This is a genomic window from Prevotella pectinovora, from assembly GCF_000834015.1.
Taxonomy (GTDB): Bacteria; Bacteroidota; Bacteroidia; order Bacteroidales; family Bacteroidaceae; genus Prevotella; species Prevotella pectinovora.
Genome location: NZ_JXQI01000008.1, coordinates 1 through 18310 on the forward strand (window position 1 = coordinate 1; position 18310 = coordinate 18310).

The 18310-nt window shown below is 50.1% G+C and carries 16 protein-coding genes; 13 read left to right on the top strand and 3 right to left on the bottom strand.

Annotated features, from left to right (window positions below; all coding sequences use genetic code 11):
* The 10 genes from ST42_RS14175 to rodA form a co-directional block, all read left to right on the top strand.
* The coding region (locus tag ST42_RS14175) for a hypothetical protein (RefSeq protein ID WP_231556847.1) at positions 1-197 on the top strand (197 nt) is incomplete at its 5' end.
* 1247 nt (positions 198-1444) lie between these two features.
* A complete protein-coding gene (locus ST42_RS00620; RefSeq protein WP_022316225.1) occupies positions 1445-1996 on the top strand; it encodes a DUF3332 domain-containing protein in 552 nt (183 codons plus the stop codon).
* A 29-nt stretch (positions 1997-2025) separates the two neighbouring features.
* Positions 2026-2643, top strand: coding sequence for a hypothetical protein (locus tag ST42_RS00625; RefSeq protein WP_044071871.1), 618 nt, complete (start codon positions 2026-2028; stop codon positions 2641-2643).
* Between the two features lie 292 nt (positions 2644-2935).
* Complete coding sequence (locus ST42_RS00630) at positions 2936-3889, top strand: glycosyltransferase family 2 protein (RefSeq protein WP_044065756.1); 954 nt, start codon at positions 2936-2938, stop codon at positions 3887-3889.
* 252 nt (positions 3890-4141) lie between these two features.
* The gene (locus tag ST42_RS00635; protein WP_022316228.1) at positions 4142-4735 is read left to right on the top strand and encodes an IMP cyclohydrolase; all 594 of its coding nucleotides are present in this window, start codon (positions 4142-4144) and stop codon (positions 4733-4735) included.
* A 198-nt stretch (positions 4736-4933) separates the two neighbouring features.
* Positions 4934-5956: a rod shape-determining protein gene (locus ST42_RS00640; protein ID WP_022316229.1), complete on the top strand. Its 1023-nt coding sequence runs from the start codon at positions 4934-4936 to the stop codon at positions 5954-5956.
* Positions 5957-6082: 126 nt separating this feature from the next.
* Positions 6083-6955, top strand: coding sequence for a rod shape-determining protein MreC (mreC, locus tag ST42_RS00645; RefSeq protein WP_022316230.1), 873 nt, complete (start codon positions 6083-6085; stop codon positions 6953-6955).
* Between the two features lie 54 nt (positions 6956-7009).
* The gene (gene mreD, locus ST42_RS00650; protein WP_044071872.1) at positions 7010-7510 is read left to right on the top strand and encodes a rod shape-determining protein MreD; all 501 of its coding nucleotides are present in this window, start codon (positions 7010-7012) and stop codon (positions 7508-7510) included.
* A 28-nt stretch (positions 7511-7538) separates the two neighbouring features.
* Positions 7539-9392 carry a penicillin-binding transpeptidase domain-containing protein gene (locus tag ST42_RS00655; RefSeq protein WP_022316232.1) on the top strand — a complete coding sequence of 618 codons (1854 nt, stop codon included), beginning with the start codon at positions 7539-7541 and terminating at the stop codon, positions 9390-9392.
* Positions 9373-10839 (top strand): rod shape-determining protein RodA, encoded by a 1467-nt coding sequence (gene rodA, locus ST42_RS00660; protein ID WP_044065752.1) that lies wholly within the window; start codon positions 9373-9375, stop codon positions 10837-10839. The genes ST42_RS00655 and rodA overlap by 20 nt, the downstream gene beginning before the upstream one ends.
* A gap of 150 nt (positions 10840-10989) precedes the next feature.
* On the opposite strand, the gene ST42_RS00665 is transcribed toward rodA, so the two are convergent.
* The 3 genes from ST42_RS00665 to ST42_RS00675 form a co-directional block, all read right to left on the bottom strand.
* A complete protein-coding gene (locus tag ST42_RS00665) occupies positions 10990-11439 on the bottom strand; it encodes a gliding motility lipoprotein GldH (RefSeq protein ID WP_042520218.1) in 450 nt (149 codons plus the stop codon).
* Between the two features lie 49 nt (positions 11440-11488).
* Positions 11489-13018 (bottom strand): PSP1 domain-containing protein, encoded by a 1530-nt coding sequence (locus ST42_RS00670; RefSeq protein ID WP_082028537.1) that lies wholly within the window; start codon positions 13016-13018, stop codon positions 11489-11491.
* Positions 13019-13092: 74 nt separating this feature from the next.
* Positions 13093-14268: a DNA polymerase III subunit gene (locus ST42_RS00675; protein ID WP_022316496.1), complete on the bottom strand. Its 1176-nt coding sequence runs from the start codon at positions 14266-14268 to the stop codon at positions 13093-13095.
* Between the two features lie 290 nt (positions 14269-14558).
* On the opposite strand from ST42_RS00675, the gene xylE reads away from it, so the two are divergent.
* The 3 genes from xylE to ST42_RS00690 all read left to right on the top strand — a co-directional run bounded on the left by xylE (position 14559) and on the right by ST42_RS00690 (position 17980).
* On the top strand, positions 14559-16037 hold the full coding sequence (gene xylE / locus ST42_RS00680) for a D-xylose transporter XylE (protein WP_022316495.1): 1479 nt from the start codon (positions 14559-14561) through the stop codon (positions 16035-16037).
* A 565-nt stretch (positions 16038-16602) separates the two neighbouring features.
* Positions 16603-17784 (top strand): phosphoribosylaminoimidazolecarboxamide formyltransferase, encoded by a 1182-nt coding sequence (locus ST42_RS00685; protein WP_022316316.1) that lies wholly within the window; start codon positions 16603-16605, stop codon positions 17782-17784.
* A 10-nt stretch (positions 17785-17794) separates the two neighbouring features.
* On the top strand, positions 17795-17980 hold the full coding sequence (locus tag ST42_RS00690; RefSeq protein WP_022316315.1) for a hypothetical protein: 186 nt from the start codon (positions 17795-17797) through the stop codon (positions 17978-17980).
* The last annotated feature ends 330 nt before the right edge of the window (positions 17981-18310 follow it).

Consider the following 18310-nt stretch of genomic DNA (forward strand, 5'->3'; position numbering starts at 1 on the left):
GTGTTAAGCCTGTAGCTAGCGTTCATCCTGAGCCAGGATCAAACTCTCCATTGTATAATATCTTTATAATGACCTTTCCCGAAGGAAAGTTCGTTTTGTCTCTGTTCAGAATGCCTCCGAAAATCATTCGGTATCACCTTCAGAAATTGATAGGTTTCGTTCTACCCAGAACTTCTTTCTCCATAACCCCTATATAATATAAGGTGGAAAAGAAGCCTGCTTCTTGTACTACTACTTCTCTGTTTATTGTAATCTTTTCAAAGAACTCTTTCTTTTGTCGCTCTTTCTGACTTAGTGACTGTTTTGTAACAGCGTTCGTTCTCAAAAGCGGATGCAAAGGTATGGATTTTTCTCATACCATCCAAATGTTTTCAAAAGAAAATGAGAAAAAAGTGACGGTTTTCCTTTTATTTGACAGAATTAGAGGAAAAGGTGTGGGATTCACATTATATTTATATATGCGCGCGATGGGAAATTATCGATGGTATTGTTTTCATGGGGAGCGGGATTTCCGTTGGTGATGCTTTATTGTGACTGATATATGACATGGGGACTCTACGCAATAACAAGGAAGGATTATATATGTGAGCATTTGGTGTCCATCTGCCTGCGGCGATGGACAAAAATTAAACACGGATTTGACTTTTTCACTGATTTTTCAGGTGGTGAATGGGTTATTGGATTTATCTTTGGATTTACTGGGATTTGCGGGTGCTGGGGGCACTCCCCATTCCTTGCTGAGTTCTAAGCTGATGAAACAAGCCACTTGTTGATGATCTTTCCTGCTGACTTCAGCCCCCTCTCGGTCTCCCCCGAAGGGGAGATGCAGGTTACTCTGGTTCTGATTTCTGACAAAAGGATATGTAACACACGGTCATGGAAAATGGAAGATTTTGGGCACGAAAGGAAAAGGAAATGTGCCCAGGTGGGGCAACGTGCTTACCCATGTTGGGCAACGTGCTTGCCCCACTTGGGCAAGGTGCGTGCCCAAAAACGGGACAAAACAAGACTTAAAGCTACTGTAAACGGAGAGGAGTGGCAAGTGCCTGATGCGGGGACAAAGGACTGAATATCAAGGAAAAGCAAGAGGCATACGAGGAATTCGACACCGACCGCAACTCGTTTCTCAGTCTATACATGGGATTCAACCTGCCGTTGAGCAAATACGACCTTGACGAAGGCAACGTGTTCCAGACCTCCACCGGAAAGACGACTACAACATCCAGGCCCCGGCGAGCCATGGCAGCAGGGAGTATATGCACATCATGACACTGGGAGCTAAAGTGGGATTACGACTGTGATATCCTCTGACGACATAAGGTGTTAACAACTTTTACAATCTTCTCATCCAACTTATTCCCTGTAATTATTGTTCAGGAAGCGAAAAAAACATATATTTGCAGAGACATATATAATCTGATAACAATAAAATCTATAGCAACAAATGAGAAAATTCACGACAAAATCCATTATTGCACTGTTAGCAGGTGCGGTGACTCTGAGTTCATGTATCGGTTCTTTCGGATTGACCAACAAGGTGTTAGACTGGAACAAGAGCCTTAGCAGCTGCAAGTTCCTCAACGAACTTGTGTTCCTTCTGATAAGCCCTGCCTATGCCGTGTGTGGCGTGGCAGACCTGTTCATCCTCAACACCATCGAGTTCTGGAGCGGCAGCAAAGTGATGGCCAAGGTGGGTGAGACCCAAAATGTGATGGGCAAAGACGGCCGCATGTATGCCGTGAAGACACTGAAGAACGGTTATGAGATAACCTCTCCCGACGGCGAGGTGTCACACCTTGTATATAACAAGAAGGAGAAGAGCTGGAGCTACGAGGACAAAGGCGCCATCAAGGAACTGTTCCGTTTCAACGACGACGGCACCATCATGGCAACTCTGCCCAACGGCAAGAAGATGAAAGTATCGCAAGACCAGGCCGGCATCTACCAGGTGAGAATGGCTGTCAACGATGGAATGTACTTCGCTTCAAGAAAATAAGTAGGAACAGACAACTAATTAATTACGACATGAATACAATAAAAAAATTAGCTACTTGCTGCATCGCTTTAGCTGCAGCACTAAATGCGAACGCGATCGGAACGGAAACGACCAGCACGGCAGTATGCGTACAGAACATCAATGCGCAATGGACTGGTGACGCCACCGGATTCTGGAAGGCAAGAATCGGCGCCAACGTCAAAGACATCCCGAACTCCTGTCCTGGGCTATATTCAAAAGTCGACAAGACCGACTTCGGAGATGGCACATATCTGTATAGCTATCTGAAAAACGAAGAAGAAGAAGTGTTTTCTGTAACCACCGACGATGCCGGAACCATCAATTCCGTCAGCATAGCCATGGGTTCAGGAATAGAACTCTCTCTGATGGGCATCAAAGTGACTGCAGACACAAAATACCACACACTGATGAAGGCCGTGCCTACCAAGATAAAGTGGGTGTTAAACTTAGGTGAACTCAGACTCAACCTCGGTTCGGAAAAGGTATATTGCGAACCGTTCATCAGAGACCTAACCCAACGCGGCCATAACAAGTTGGCAAAGATGAAAGACACGGAGAGATTGATTCCTGTCACCCTGTCAGACATCGAGCCCGACGCTATATTATGGAAAATCACCATAGAATAAGCGCATAGCATAAGCCCCATATCTACAACAAGCCCCGACCGGTAAGCACTACCCGTCGGGGCTTGTCAATATAAAGCCACGCCATACAAATAAAATCTTGAATATCAAAGCCACAACCTCCGTTCTCCTTTGCCATGAAACAATCATCTCTTTTCTGCCTGGAGAAAAACCAAACAAGCACCGATGACCGGTTGGGGATTATCAGAAAGCAGCGAATGCGAAAAGGTTAAATTAACACAAAACCGGAGAGGCGGAACGAGAGAAAGAGAAAATAGTGTTACTTTTGTAAGATATGAAGAAAGTGTCAGTACTCGTGCCGGTATATGGCGTAGAGAAATATATAGAAGAATGTGCGAGATCACTGTTCGAACAGACTTACGGTAACATAGAATATGTGTTCGTAGACGACTGTTCGAAGGACGGCAGTATCGCCATACTTGAAAGGGTTGCCGAAGAATATCCCCAGAGGAAAAGTCAGACAAGAATAATCCGCCATGACCACAACAGAGGACTTGGCGGAGCAAGACTCACCGCCCTGCAGAAGGCAACGGGAGAATACGTGACCCACGTGGACAGCGACGACATCCTGCCCCTCGACGCCATAGCCCTGCTGATGGCGAAGGCCGAGGAAAGCGGCGCCGACATCGTAACCGGCGGATATTCAGAATGGAGAGACGGCAAGGCCACAAGATATGCGGGACCGCCACAGATGGGAAAGGAGAAATACCTGAAGGCACTGCTATGCCAGAACATAGTGAAAAACAGGATATGGGGCAGGCTATACCGCAGGGAGACACTGACGGAGAACGGAATATACAGTGTGGAGGGCATCGACTTCAGCGAAGACTATGCCGTGGTGCCGAGGGCTGTGTATCACTCACGGATAGCGACCGTAGACAAGAACGTGTATTACTACCGCATGGACAACAACACTTCGTATACGCATACCATATCAGAGAAGCATCTACGCTCCCACCTGAGGGCATGCCAGCTCGTGGCGGATTTCTTCATGACCGTAGCCGACGGCAGCAAATACCGCAAGGCAGTGGACATCGGCATCGCCAACGCCTTCAGATGTCTTGCCGACAGCAATCTTGACGCTGCCATCGCCGACGAGACGCTGACATACGAACCCGGCGACAGGATTTGCCGACTGTGCATCTCGATGCTGAAGAAGAGACGATGGGTGAAAACCGCTGATTTCATATATCTCGCCTACAGGCGGCTCTATTTCAGCATAGTATGACAACAAGGCGCTTGGCAACGGATTCCGGCAGATTCCAAAACGGTCATGAAGCCGTTTGATACGACAAGTTCCAAAGCCCGATTTGGGTTGAAAAGGAATATAAATTGCTCCATAAGCGCCCTTTGTTTATCGAAAGTCAAAAAATAGCTACTATCCTCTATTTTTTCGCCGCAATAGAATGGGAAATATAACGATATTTTGTAACTTTGCAACCAAATACATATTTTTACACGACATATAAAGAAACAGAAGATGGCTGGAACAAGACAAATCAAGACCGCATTGGTATCAGTGTTTCACAAAGACGGGCTGGATGAGCTTCTCGCAAAACTGAATGCTGAGGGTGTGAAATTCCTTTCTACAGGAGGTACACAGAAATTCATTGAGTCGCTTGGCTATGAATGCCAGGCAGTGGAGGACGTAACGACATATCCCTCTATCCTTGGCGGAAGAGTAAAGACCCTCCATCCGAAAATATTCGGAGGCATCCTGGCCCGCCGCGACAACGAAGGCGACCGCGACCAGATGCAGGAATTCGAGATACCAGAGATTGATTTGGTCATCGTAGACCTCTATCCATTCGAGGACACCGTGGCAAGCGGAGCTTCTGAGACCGACATCATCGAGAAGATCGACATCGGCGGCATCTCGCTGATCCGTGCCGGAGCAAAGAACTTCAAAGACGTTGTCATCGTGCCAAGCAAGGCTGAATATGGTGTGCTGCTCGACATACTGAACAAGAAGGGCGCCCAGACCGACATCGAAGACCGTCGCATGTTCGCCACAAGAGCTTTCGGAGTGAGCAGCCACTACGACACGGCTATCCACGCATGGTTTGAGAAATAAGCGAGGAGCAAAAGAAAGAAAAGTTGACGAGAAGACTAACGGAAACTGACGGGAAGGAGACATGAAGAGCCGGCAACAACAAGCGGCAACCTGTCAAGAGAGAGAAAAAAAAGAGTCTGCCAGTCAACAGACAGGACAAGCAGGAAAGCTTGCAAGAACTTAATATATATATAATAAGGTAAAAGCAAAAGAACGAATATGGGATTCTTTTCATTTATACAAGAGATAGCAATGGACTTGGGTACCGCCAACACTATCATCATCAGCGATGACAAGATAGTAGTTGACGAGCCATCGGTAGTGGCTCTCGACCGCCGCACCGACAAGATGATTGCCGTTGGCGAAAAAGCCAAGATGATGTATGAGAAAACTCACGACAACATACGCACCATCCGTCCGCTACGCGACGGCGTGATTGCCGACTTCACTGCCTGTGAGCAGATGATGCGCGGACTGATAAAGATGGTACACACAGGAAGCCGCCTCTTCTCGCCGTCACTGCGAATGGTGATCGGCGTGCCTTCAGGCTCTACTGAGGTTGAGCTGAGAGCCGTGCGCGACTCTGCAGAACATGCCGACGGCCGCGACGTATATCTGATTTTCGAGCCTATGGCAGCTGCCATCGGTATCGGAATCGACGTGGAGGCTCCGGAGGGTAACATGATTGTTGACATCGGTGGCGGCAGCACCGAGATTGCCGTGATTTCATTGGGCGGCATCGTATCCAACAATTCCATCCGCACCGCCGGCGACGACCTGACAGCCGACATCCAGGACTACATGAGCCGCCAGCACAACGTGAAGGTGAGCGAGCGTATGGCCGAGCGAATCAAGATACACGTTGGTTCCGCACTCACCGACCTTGGTGAGGAAGGACCAGAAGACTATGTGGTACATGGTCCGAACCGCATCACCGCCCTGCCAATGGAGGTGCCTGTATGCTATCAGGAAATTGCCCACTGCATCGACAAGACAATCGCAAAGATAGAGAACGCCGTGCTTTCAGCACTTGAGAACACACCGCCGGAGCTCTATGCCGACATCGTGAAGAACGGCATATACCTGACGGGAGGTGGCGCTCTGCTGCGCGGTCTGGACAAGCGTCTGACCGACAAGATCAACATCAAGTTCCACATCGCCGAGGATCCATTGCACAGTGTTGCCAAGGGAGCCGGCATCGCGTTGAAGAACGTTGACCGCTTCTCATTCCTCATGAGATAACAAAGAAATACAAAATACAATTTAACAGCGAAAAGGTATAGTGCCGTAGAAAAGTAAAAAGTCAGCGCTGACAAGCGAGAGTCCTTTTACTTTTTTACAGCCTTGCCTTTTTTCTTTTGATACACAATGCGCAATCTTCTTGCCTTCTTGGCGAAATACAACCACTGGTTCGTATTCATCCTTCTCGAAGTGATATGCTTCGTGCTGCTGTTCAGGTTCAACAATTTCCAGGGCAGCGTATACTTCTCCTCGGCAAACGCCGTGGCAGGAAAGGTATATGAATACAACTCCTCAGTAACGACATTCTTCAACATGTCGCAGAGCAACAAAAAGCTCAGCGAGCGCAACCTCATTCTCGAACAGCAAGTAAGAGCCCTCACTCAATACATCGCCACCCACCACGGCGACTCCCTCGCCATGGAACAGTGTCAGAAACAGGCGCTTGCCGGCTTCAAGCTCATTCCGGCGAAGGTGATACAGAGCACCATAAACCGTGAAGACAACCTCATCACCATAGACAAAGGTAAAGCTGACGGAATACACGAGGACATGGGAGTGGCATGCGGCACGGGAGTAGTGGGAGTGGTGTATATGGCATCTGATCACTACTCTATAGTATTGCCGGTGATAAACGTAAACTCGAACATCAGCGTCATGATACGCAAGAGGGGATACTTCGGTTTCCTGCACTGGAAGGGAACGCCGAGCGACATTGCCTATGTTGACGATGTACCGCGCCACGCCAGATTCGCTCTCGGCGACTACGTGGTGACAAACGGATACTCGTCGATATTCCCGCCAGGAATAATGGTGGGCAAGATTCTCCACGTGTTCAACTCCTCCGACGGACTCTCATACCGAGTGCAGCTAAGACTCTCAACCGACTTCGGCAAACTGCGCCACGTATGCGTGATAGACAACAGTGCGCTCAAAGACAAGGCTCTGTTGCTGAAAGCGGCTCAAGACTCGCTGAAACCGAGAGACACCAGCAAGAAATAACAAGGCGGTACCGCCACGACAACTTTATCACCAATAAAGGGAAAGGAACAAATAATGAGCATCGACATCATAAAAAAAATCCTCCTATTGACAATACTCGTACTGGCACAAGTGCTGGTACTCAACAACATACACCTGCTGGGATGCGCCACTCCGCTACTCTACGTATATCTCGTGCTGCGCATCAACCGCTTCTGTCCGCAATGGGCAAACCTACTTTGGGGATTTGTCATCGGACTGTGTGTAGACATCTTCTCTAACACCCCCGGACTGGCTGCAGCCTCAATGACTCTCATGTCGCTGCTACAGCCATACGTGCTCAATATCTTCGTGGCACACGACAACCAGGACGACCTGAAACCGTCGTTCCGCACGCTCGGTCCGGTGAAGTATATCAGCTACACATCGATACTCGTGTTCATATTCTGTATCACATTCTTTACACTCGAGACCTTCAACTTCTTCAACTGGCTGCAGTGGATATACAACATCGTGGGCAGCACCATAATAACTGTATTGCTCGTGCTCGTGGTGGAAAACGTGAGAAGAGACTGACAAGAGCAGGAAACAACAATTTCAAGAAATGAGCAAAGATTTCGGATTAGAAAACAGGAAATACGTGATTGGCGGCGTTGCCATGGTCATCATCATCATCTACATCATACGACTCTTCGTGTTGCAGATCATGAGTGAGGACTACAAGAAGAATGCCGACAGTAACGCATTCCTGAAAAAAATAGAATTCCCCGCCCGTGGCGCCATCACCGACCGCCACGGCAAACTCCTCGTATACAACCAGCATGCCTACGACATAATGGTGATAATGAACGAGGAGAGCGGACGCCTCGACACCATGGCTTTCTGCAACGCCTTGGGCATTACCAAGGAATTCTTCATAAAAAGGATGAACGATATAAAAGACCGTTCAAAGAACCCCGGCTACTCCAGATTCACCCAGCAGCTCTTCATGAGCCAGCTGACATCAGAGGAAAACTCCGTGTTCCAGGAAAAGATATACCGGTTTCCCGGTTTCTACATACAGAAGCGCAGCATCCGACAATACATGTATCCTTATGCCGCCCACGTGCTTGGCGATGTGAGCGAGGTTTCACTCGCCGACATCGAAGACGACGACTACTACCAGGCAGGCGACTATATCGGAAAGCTCGGCATAGAGAAATACTACGAGAAAGAGCTGCGCGGCACCAAGGGAGTGCATATCCTGCTGCGCGACGCACACGGCAGAATACAGGGCAGCTACCAGAACGGCAAGTTCGACACCAAGCCCATTGCCGGCAAAGACCTCACGCTCGGCATCGACCTGCAGCTGCAGGCGCTCGGCGAGAGACTGATGCAGGGCAAGATAGGAAGTATCGTTGCCATCGAGCCTGCCACGGGAGAGGTGCTTTGCATGGTGTCGTCGCCAAGCTACGACCCACGCCTGATGACGGGAAGGATGAGAGGCAAGATGCACCACTACTTGATGAAAGACCCCTACCGTCCGTTGCTCAACCGCTCAATCATGGGACAGTATCCTCCTGGCTCCACCTTCAAGACTTCACAGGGCCTGACGTTCCTGACCGAAGGCATCGTGTCGCCATCCACGGCTTTCCCATGCCATCACGGATTCTCGTTCCGCGGACTCCATGTGGGATGCCACGGACACGCCTCACCGTTATCCATAGTGCCGGCAATAGGCACTTCATGCAACGGATATTTCTGCTGGGGACTGTATTATATGCTGGGCAACAGAAAGAGATACAAAACCGTGCAGGATGCCATGAACACATGGCGCGACTACATGGTGAGCATGGGATTCGGATATAAACTGGGCATAGACCTGCCGGGAGAGAAACGCGGACTGATTCCAAACGCACAGTTCTACGACAAGGCATACAAGGGATCGTGGAACGGACTGACGGTAATCAGTATCAGCATCGGACAGGGCGAGGTGAACCTCACCCCGCTCCAGATTGCCAACCTGGGAGCGACAATCGCCAACAGAGGATTCTTCTATACGCCACACGTGGTGAAGAAGGTGAAGGGCGAGTATCTCAAACCGGAATTCAGAGAGCGCCACTACACCAAGGCAAACCACCGGTCGTACGAATATATCGTGGCGGGAATGAGGAAGTCGGCAATGGACGGCACCTGCAAAATGCTCTCCCGACTGCCGATAGAAGCCTGCGGAAAGACCGGTACAGCCCAGAACCGCGGCCACGACCACTCCGTATTCATGGGCTTCGCCCCTATGAACAAACCGAAGATTGCCATCGCCGTCTACGTGGAGAACGGAGGATGGGGAGCCGACTACGGTGTACCTATCGGCGGACTGATGATGGAACAGTATATTAACGGAAAGCTGTCGCCTTCTTCTGAGAAAGAGGCAGAGGCATTCCAACACAGACGTATAGCTTATGGCTCAAGTGACAGATAAACAACCGAGCGTGCTTCGCTCTCTGGACTGGTGGACGATAATAATCTATGTGGCACTGCTCTGCTTCGGATGGATCAGCGTATGCGGAGCGAGCTACACCTATGGCGACAACGACATATTCTCACTGGGTGCCCGCTCCGGCATGCAGATAGTATGGATAGGCACTTCGATAGCACTGGGCTTCGTGTTGCTGATGCTCGACAGCAAGTTCTACGACACCTTCGCCTACGTGATATATATGGTGTTGCTCCTGCTGCTCTTTGCCACGATATTCAACCCACACGAAATCAAAGGCTCGAGGTCGTGGCTCGTGCTCGGTCCGCTGCGACTGCAACCGGCAGAGTTCGCCAAGTTTGCCACTGCCCTTGCCGTGGCGAAATTCATGAGCACCTATGGTTTCGACATACACCGCTGGCGCGACTTCGCCACTGCCTGTGGCATCGTATTGCTGCCGATGCTCTTCATCGTGGCACAGAAGGAAACGGGTTCTGCATTGGTATACCTGTCTTTCTTCCTGATGTTCTATCGTGAGGGAATGCCGGGCAGCGTATTGTTCACAGGAGTAGCGATGGTGGTGTATTTCGTTGTGGGAATCAGATACGGCGAGACTCTCATCGAACCCTCGCCCACTCCTATCGGACCGTTCGTCGTGTTGCTGCTGGTACAGTTATTCACAGCCGGCATGGTGCGCACATACTGCAAAGACAAACACAAGTCGTGGCTCATCATAGCTTATTCAGTGGGTGCTACGGTGCTGTCGGTACTGTTCGCAGAATTCGTGTTGCCTTTCAATATCGTTTACGTACAGCTCGCAGTTACGCTGATTCTCATCGGCTATCTGCTATACCAGGCGTTGTATACGAGGATGCGCAACTATTTCCTTATCCTGTTGTTCACCGTCGGTTCAGTGGCATTCTTCTATTCTGCAAGCTACGTATTGAACAATGTGATGGAGCCTCATCAGCGAGTGCGCATCAACGTGCTGCTTGGTCTCGATGAAGACCTGAAGGGTGCCGGCTACAATGTTCACCAAAGCGAGATAGCCATCGGTTCTGGCGGACTGAAGGGCAAGGGATTTCTGAACGGAACACAGACGAAATTGAAATTCGTGCCGGAGCAGGACACCGACTTTATCTTCTGCACCGTTGGCGAAGAGGAGGGATTCGTAGGGTCGGCAGGAGTATTGCTATTGTTCCTCGCCCTCATCATCAGACTGATAAAGATGGCGGAGCGACAACCGTTCCGTTTCGGCAGGGTGTATGGCTATTGCGTATTGAGCGTTTTCCTCTTCCATGTTTTCATCAACGTGGGAATGGTTTTGGGACTGACGCCTGTAATCGGTATTCCGTTGCCGTTCTTCAGCTACGGAGGATCGTCGCTATGGGGATTCACGATTCTTCTTTTCATCTTCCTGAGAATCGATGCGGCAAGGAATATGCCGAAATAACATTCAATGACATAAGAAAACAAAATGACCGATTGCGCACTAAACAGCAATCGGTCATTATGTTTTAACCCTAAACGTTCATTAGGGCTTAATTGGATTTTTTAGAAGAGAGGATTTTGTTTATCCTGAAATTCCATATCAGATTCTCCATCATCTCTTCACTATCTTCACGCCGATGTCTGACACACCGGGAAGTATCTCCCTCTTCATGTTGTGGCGCACACAGATATGCAGCGAGTCGCCTTTGTTGAGAGATATCTCACGGATGGGGAAAGAGTATTGGTATGCACTGACACCATCGCCGAGAAAATTTCCTCTGCTGTCGGTGATAGGACACTTGATGGTGTCGGTAACCACCTTGCCGGAAGGATATACCGTCTGCTGCACTATCAGACTGACGCTCGTGAACGGGAATATCTCCGTCATCCTGACGCCCAGCGACTGAGAGTATACACCAGCCTGCTTCATCTTGGGAACGTCGAAAGACAGGGTGTCGTTCTTCTCCCAGCCTGATAGCGGCGTATGGTCGTAGGTGTCATACACGGTGTCGGTAGTGCATGATGCAAAGACATTCGCCACTATTACTGCGGCGAATGTCATTATATATAATATGGTGTGTCTGAAGTGCATATCTGCGTTGTCGTTATTTTTACTGGTTGCCGCCGTCATTGGCTTTCTCCTGCTTCGGCTGTTGGGGAGTGTTAGGTTTTCCCTGACGACGACGCTGTCCGCCGTTTCCGTTTCCACCATTCCTCTGCTGCTTAGGTCCGCGCTGGCTCTGACGGTCGTCCTGCGGTTTCTGCTGGTCGCCATTAGCATCAGGGCGTTGAGGTTTGGCGTCACGCTGTGGCTTGTTATCAGGGCGCTGCTGTTGTTTACCCTCTTGGCGCTGTTGCGGCTTGCCCTCCTGGCGTAGCTGCTGTGGCTTGTCCTCCTGACGTTGCTGCTTGCCTTCTGCCCGGCGCTGCTTCCTGTTCTCGGCTGAAGCCTGCTGAATGCCTCCTTGCTGGTTGTTTGCAGGCTGTTGGTTGTTGGCGTTTGCAGCCTTAGCATCCTTGTTGTCCTGAGCTTTGTTGCCACGCGACTTCTGTTTCTTCTTTTTCTTTGCCTTGTCAAATCTCGTGAGACTCTCGCCTGCCAGAAGGTCCACCTGATGGTTCTCCGTCATAGGCTCATCGCTGTCGCTGAGCGAGTCAGGCTTTTCTCCCCGCCTGTTCATCTCCACAATCTCGAGTGCGCGCTGAGCGGTGATTGTCACGAGGTTTGCTGCGAGGCGCTTGTCGGTGGAATATGTCACAAGACCTGCCAGGATATCTGTCTTGAAGAGGAAGTGGTCGCCATCCATAGTCTGCAGCACCACTTCGCGGCTCGGCAATTTGCGGCCTGCCTCTATGTAGCTGTCCACCTCATAGTTGAGACAGCATTTCAGTTTGGCACACATTCCTGCGAGCTTCTGCGGATTGAGCGAGATGTCCTGATATCGGGCTGCTCCTGTGCTCACCGACACGAAGTTCTTCATCCATGTGGCGCAACACAGTTCTCTGCCGCAAGGTCCTGTTCCGCCGATGCGTCCTGCTTCCTGTCTGGCTCCGATCTGTTTCATCTCGATACGCACATGGAAAGTCTCGGCAAGCACCTTGATAAGCTGGCGGAAGTCCACTCGCTCATCGGCGATATAATAGAAAATCGCCTTGTTGCCGTCGCCCTGATACTCCACATCACCGATTTTCATCTGCAGGTTGAGGTCTTTGGCTATCTGTCGGCTCTGAATCATGGTGCCGTGTTCGCGGCTCTTCGCCTCGCGCCATTTGTCGATATCCACTGGTTTCGCTATGCGATATATGCGCTTGATGTCGTCCATAGACTTGAGGTTCGCCTTCTTGACCTGCAGTTTCACGAGCTTTCCCGTGAGCGTCACCACTCCGATATCATGACCCGGACTTGCCTCCACAGCCACCACATCGCCCTTCTTCAGATCGAGGGCATTGACATTATGGTAATATCCCTTTCGGGTGTTCTTGAACTGCACCTCAACAAGGTCTGTGCTCTCGGCATTTCCCGGCACATCAGCGAGCCAGTCGTATGTATTCAGCTGGCGGTCCTGCCTTCCGCAGCCTCTTCGGCAGAGTCCGCGAGAACAACCGTCGCCAACGGTGAATTTCATATTCTTGAAGTCCATATCGTAATTCTCTTTTCTTTATTAATAAAATATTGTGTGTGTATATATATTGTCCGTGCTTCCCATCCGGAATGTCATTTCTGTATGAGCAGCACGATTGTCTTAAGCGCGATGTCGAAGAACACGATCTTGGCATTTGCGTTCTGTCCTATGTCGCGTATTCCACGCTCGTAGAGTTCCGACAGCTCCACCACATTCGCCTCGTTGATGAAACGGGCGAAATTCTTCGAGAAGTTCTCCTCTTCGGCAGTCATGTAGTTGAGTTCGGGTTTATGGAAGTTATACATGAAATTCTCTCTTATGAGTCTTCCGAAATATGCGAGCATACTCTTCTGTCGTTCTCTTCCGTATCCCGCCACCGCTTCGCTCCATTTCTTCAGGTCTTTTATCTTGCGCATATATGCCAGTCGCATGAGCATTATGAACATGTCGAGAAAGAGTCTGTTCTCGTTGCCTGCATCAAGTTCTGCCTCTGCGGCAAGCCAGTTGCCGTTTGCCACTCTCGCTATGCGGTGGGCCATATCGGGCGCCACATATCGTTTGTCTATGAGCGTCTGCTCCATCGACGGAGTGTCTATGCGCTTGAAGTCGAACCGCTGAGTACGGCTGCGGATAGTTTCAAGGAGTTTCTCCGGTTCCTCACAAACCATTATGAACACGGTCTGGTGTGGCGGCTCCTCTATCAGCTTCAGCATACTGTTGGCGCATTCACCGTTCATCCTCTCCGGCAACCATATTATGCACACCTTGTATCCGCCCTGACTCGACTTCATGCTGAGTTTACGTACGAGCGCATTGCTCTCTCCCACTCCGATAATCGGCTGTTGGTTGGCGGCACCCATGGCAGTGAGCCAGTTGGCCATTGAGAAATACGGCGACTTGCATATCATCTCGTTCCATTGCCGGGCAAAATCATCACTTTCCATCTTGTGTTCTGACGAAGTGCCGGCAGGTTTTATCACGGGATATGAGAAGAACAGGTCGGGATGTCCCCATTTGGCAAGCATCGCCTCTGCGCTGCGGCGCTTGTCGGCGGTTAGCGGCGGCATGGCTGCTGCGGCGGCATGCTGGTCGGCATCATCGTCGTCACGCTCTCCGAGCAGGAATGAGGCAAAAGCCATGGCAAGCGCCATCTTGCCGCATCCCAACGGGCCACAGAATAGCATGGCATGGGGCACACGGCCTTCGGCGACGAGCTGCAGCAGCTGCCGCTTGGCTTCTTCCTGTCCTATAACGTCTCTGAATTTCATCTTGCCTATATAACGGAAAGCCTGTCTGCGCTACCACACCACCGTGTATGGAAACGTCGGCTTTTCCGTGGATGCAAATTTACGCAAAATTATCGACTTATTTTTAAAACATCGGCAAAAAGGAACATGACAGTTTGTTTTATGGTGTAAAAAATGCCAAAACAAGTGGATTATCGATGCTACGGAAACGTTTTTCATAATTATTCTGCTCAATACATTATGTTTTTCGAACAATAAACATTACCTTTGCCTCATAATAACGAACTAACCTACGTAAAACAAAAAACAAAATGAAACAGACACAACAGAATGTGGCCTGGCAGGAAAACGGCAGCAGGTCATATCTAATCTCTATCGTCATGGTGGCGGTGTTGGGCGGACTGCTCTTCGGCTACGACACGGCTGTGATTTCGGGTGCAGAGAAGGGACTACAGGCGTTCTTCAAAGGGGCTGCCGACTTTCAGTACTCCGACTTCATGCACGGCTTCACCAGTTCGAGTGCTCTCATCGGCTGCATCTTCGGCAGCGCCGTATCCGGATTCTTCGCAAGCCGCTTCGGCCGCAAGCGTTCGCTGATATTCGCCGGCATCTGCTTTTTCCTGTCGGCATGGGGTTCGATGGAACCCGAATCGTATATTATGCCACAGGGCAGGGCAAGCCTGGAGTTGCTATATGTGTTCAATGCCTACCGTGTGCTTGGCGGCTTCGGTGTAGGAATGGCGTCTGCCATCTGTCCGATGTATATCGGCGAGGTGGCACCGAGCAATATCCGCGGAATGCTCGTCAGCTGGAACCAGTTTGCGATTATCTTCGGACAGCTCGTGGTGTATTTCGTCAACTTCATCATCCTCGGTTCTCACGCCAACCCTATATACGATGCTGTAGGCAAGATTGCCAACTGGGCAGACTGCCAATGGACGGTGGAAACGGGATGGAGGTATATGTTCGGCAGCGAATGCGTGCCGGCAGCACTCTTCACTCTGCTGATATGTTTCGTGCCCGAAACCCCTCGCTATCTCGTGATGATAGGACAGGACAAGAAAGCTGAGGGTATCCTCGCCCGCATCAACGGTTCGAACAAGGCGAAGGAGATAATCAGAGATATAAAGGAGACTATTACCGTGAGGACGGAACCTCTTATGACCTATGGTTTCCTCTGCATCTTCGTGGGAGTGATGCTCTCGGTATTCCAACAGGCAGTGGGTATCAACGCCGTGCTCTATTACGCTCCCCGCATCTATGAAGACATGGGAATGAAAGACCCTATGGTGCAGACCGTTATCATGGGTATCGTAAACATATCGTTCACGCTCGTTGCAGTGTTCACGGTAGAGAAACTCGGACGCAAGCCTCTGCTCATCTGGGGTTCTATCGGCATGGCAATAGGTGCGCTCGGCGTGGCACTCACCTTCGGCAACCCGAGTCTTGGCACGGTGACGATGCTGAGCATCATGGTATACAGTGCGAGCTTCATGTTCTCGTGGGGCCCTATCGCCTGGGTTCTCATCGCCGAGCTCTTCCCAAACACCATCCGTGGTGCAGCGGTTGCCATTGCAGTAGCCTTCCAGTGGATATTCAATTTCATCGTGAGTTCCACCTTCGTACCGCTATTCAACATGCATCTCACCGAAGGCGACGACTTCGGACATTGGTTCACCTATGTGATGTATGGCGTCATCTGTGTGCTTGCCGCACTATTCGTCTGGAAACTGGTTCCTGAAACTAAAGGCAAGACTCTCGAAGACATGACGAAGCTATGGAAGAAATAACGCTGATTTACTGTATGACAGAGAATTTCCAAAAAACTGTCAGACCATCTGGTTTTTCACCGTAACATTCTGACAAACAGATAGTTGACTATCTTGCGATTGTCAGGCAATTGTCTGGATAGTTTGCTGATGAAAGTAATTGTCAGATGGAAGGAATTGTCAAATGAGAGGAATTCAGACGACAGGAATCGTTTGCGTTGGCAGAATCCTGTAATATGGAAATATGGGTGTTACAACAGTCACTTATTGGGCAGACGTCTGACAGCAAATCTGCCCAACAGGGGTAAGCACGTTGCCCATGATGGGCAAGCACCGTGCCCCAGTTGGGCAAGCACCGTGCCCATTTTAACCCAAATCGGTTATAAGGATTAAGTGTGCGCTAAACTTATTCCGCCAACGGGTCATTTTCTCTATAAAGACAAATTATTGCCGGTCTCCTGTCTATGCGGAGACCGGCTTCTTTCAATGCCTTCTTCCGCACGTCATATACACTTTTCGCCACAACGCTTTGACATCTGACAAAAAAGAAGTAATTTTGCAGCAAAATAGGTAAAGAGACATTATAATGAAAGAGTTACAGTTAAAGTACGGATGCAATCCGAATCAGAAGCCCTCACGAATTTACATGGAAGAGGGCGAACTCCCAATCGAAGTATTAAACGGCCGTCCGGGCTACATCAACTTCCTTGATGCCCTGAACAGCTGGCAGCTCGTGAAGGAGCTGAAAGAAGCTACAGGACTGCCTGCAGCAGCCAGCTTCAAGCATGTATCACCGGCAGGCGCCGCTGTGGGACTGCCACTGAGCGACACACTGAAGAAGATATACTTCGTTGACGACCTGAAGATGGAACTCTCACCCATCGCCTGTGCATACGCAAGGGCACGCGGCGCCGACCGCATGAGTTCATACGGTGACTTCGTGGCATTGAGCGACACTTGCGACGCCGCTACGGCAACGCTGCTCAAGAGGGAAGTGAGCGACGGAGTTATTGCCCCGGACTTTACGCCTGAGGCTCTGGAAATCCTCCACGACAAGCGCAAGGGTACATACAATGTGATTAAGATAGACCCTACTTACAAACCAGCACCGATTGAACACAAGCAGGTGTTCGGAATCACATTCGAGCAGGGACGCAACGAGGTGAAGCTCGACGACCCGAAGCTCTTCGAGAATATCCCTACCAAGAGCAAGGAATTCACAGAGGAGGCCAAGCGCGACCTCATCATCAGTCTCATCACACTGAAATACACACAGAGCAACTCTGTTTGCTACGTGAAGGACGGACAGGCTATCGGCATCGGCGCAGGACAGCAGAGCCGCATCCACTGCACGCGTCTGGCCGGCAACAAGGCTGACATCTGGTGGCTGCGCCAGCACCCGAAGGTGATGAACCTTCCTTTCGTGCCGGGTATCCGCCGCGCTGACCGCGACAACACAATCGACGTATATATCAGCGAGGACCACGACGACGTGCTCGCCGACGGCACATGGCAGCAGTTCTTCACAGAGAAGCCGGAGGTGCTGACGATGGAGGAGAAAAAGGAGTGGATTGCCAAGAACACCAAGGTGGCACTGGGCAGCGATGCCTTCTTCCCATTCGGCGACAACATCGAACGCGCCCACAAGAGCGGTGTGGAATATATCGCACAGGCAGGTGGTTCGGTGCGTGACGACCATGTCATCGACACCTGCGACAAATATGGCATCACGATGGCATTCACCGGCGTGAGACTCTTCCACCATTAATATCACGACTATGGACATAGATCAGATCATCGAAGGCGGCATGACATTCAGACCGGCCAGAAAGAGCGACGACTCCAACGGCAAGGTGAAGACGAAAGCCAAGAAAAAGGCATACATAACTGGTGCCCACGGTAGTGGCTCAGCCATGCAGAAAGCGAAATACCGCCAGCAAAGAGCCAACAGAAAAAGGAAATAACGTCGGCACTTGAACGATCCGACCTGGAAAGCTACTCCCCTGAAACCATACAACGGATTTCAGGGGAGTTTTTCGTATCTGACTGTATATCCCTCTAATCGGCCATCAGACAGTCTGGGGATTATTGGCATAACGAAAAAAAACAAAACGCCAATGAAAACCGCTGACACTGGAAATGAAATCCGCTGATATATGACATATCCGGGGTCAGCGGAAAAGTACTGGGGGTGTTTTTTATTTCATAGTATTTTGTATCTTTGCATTATGAACATGCTTGAACAATTAGCCCGTCTAGTTCTTCCCAAAGAAATACTAGACAATTTCGATATC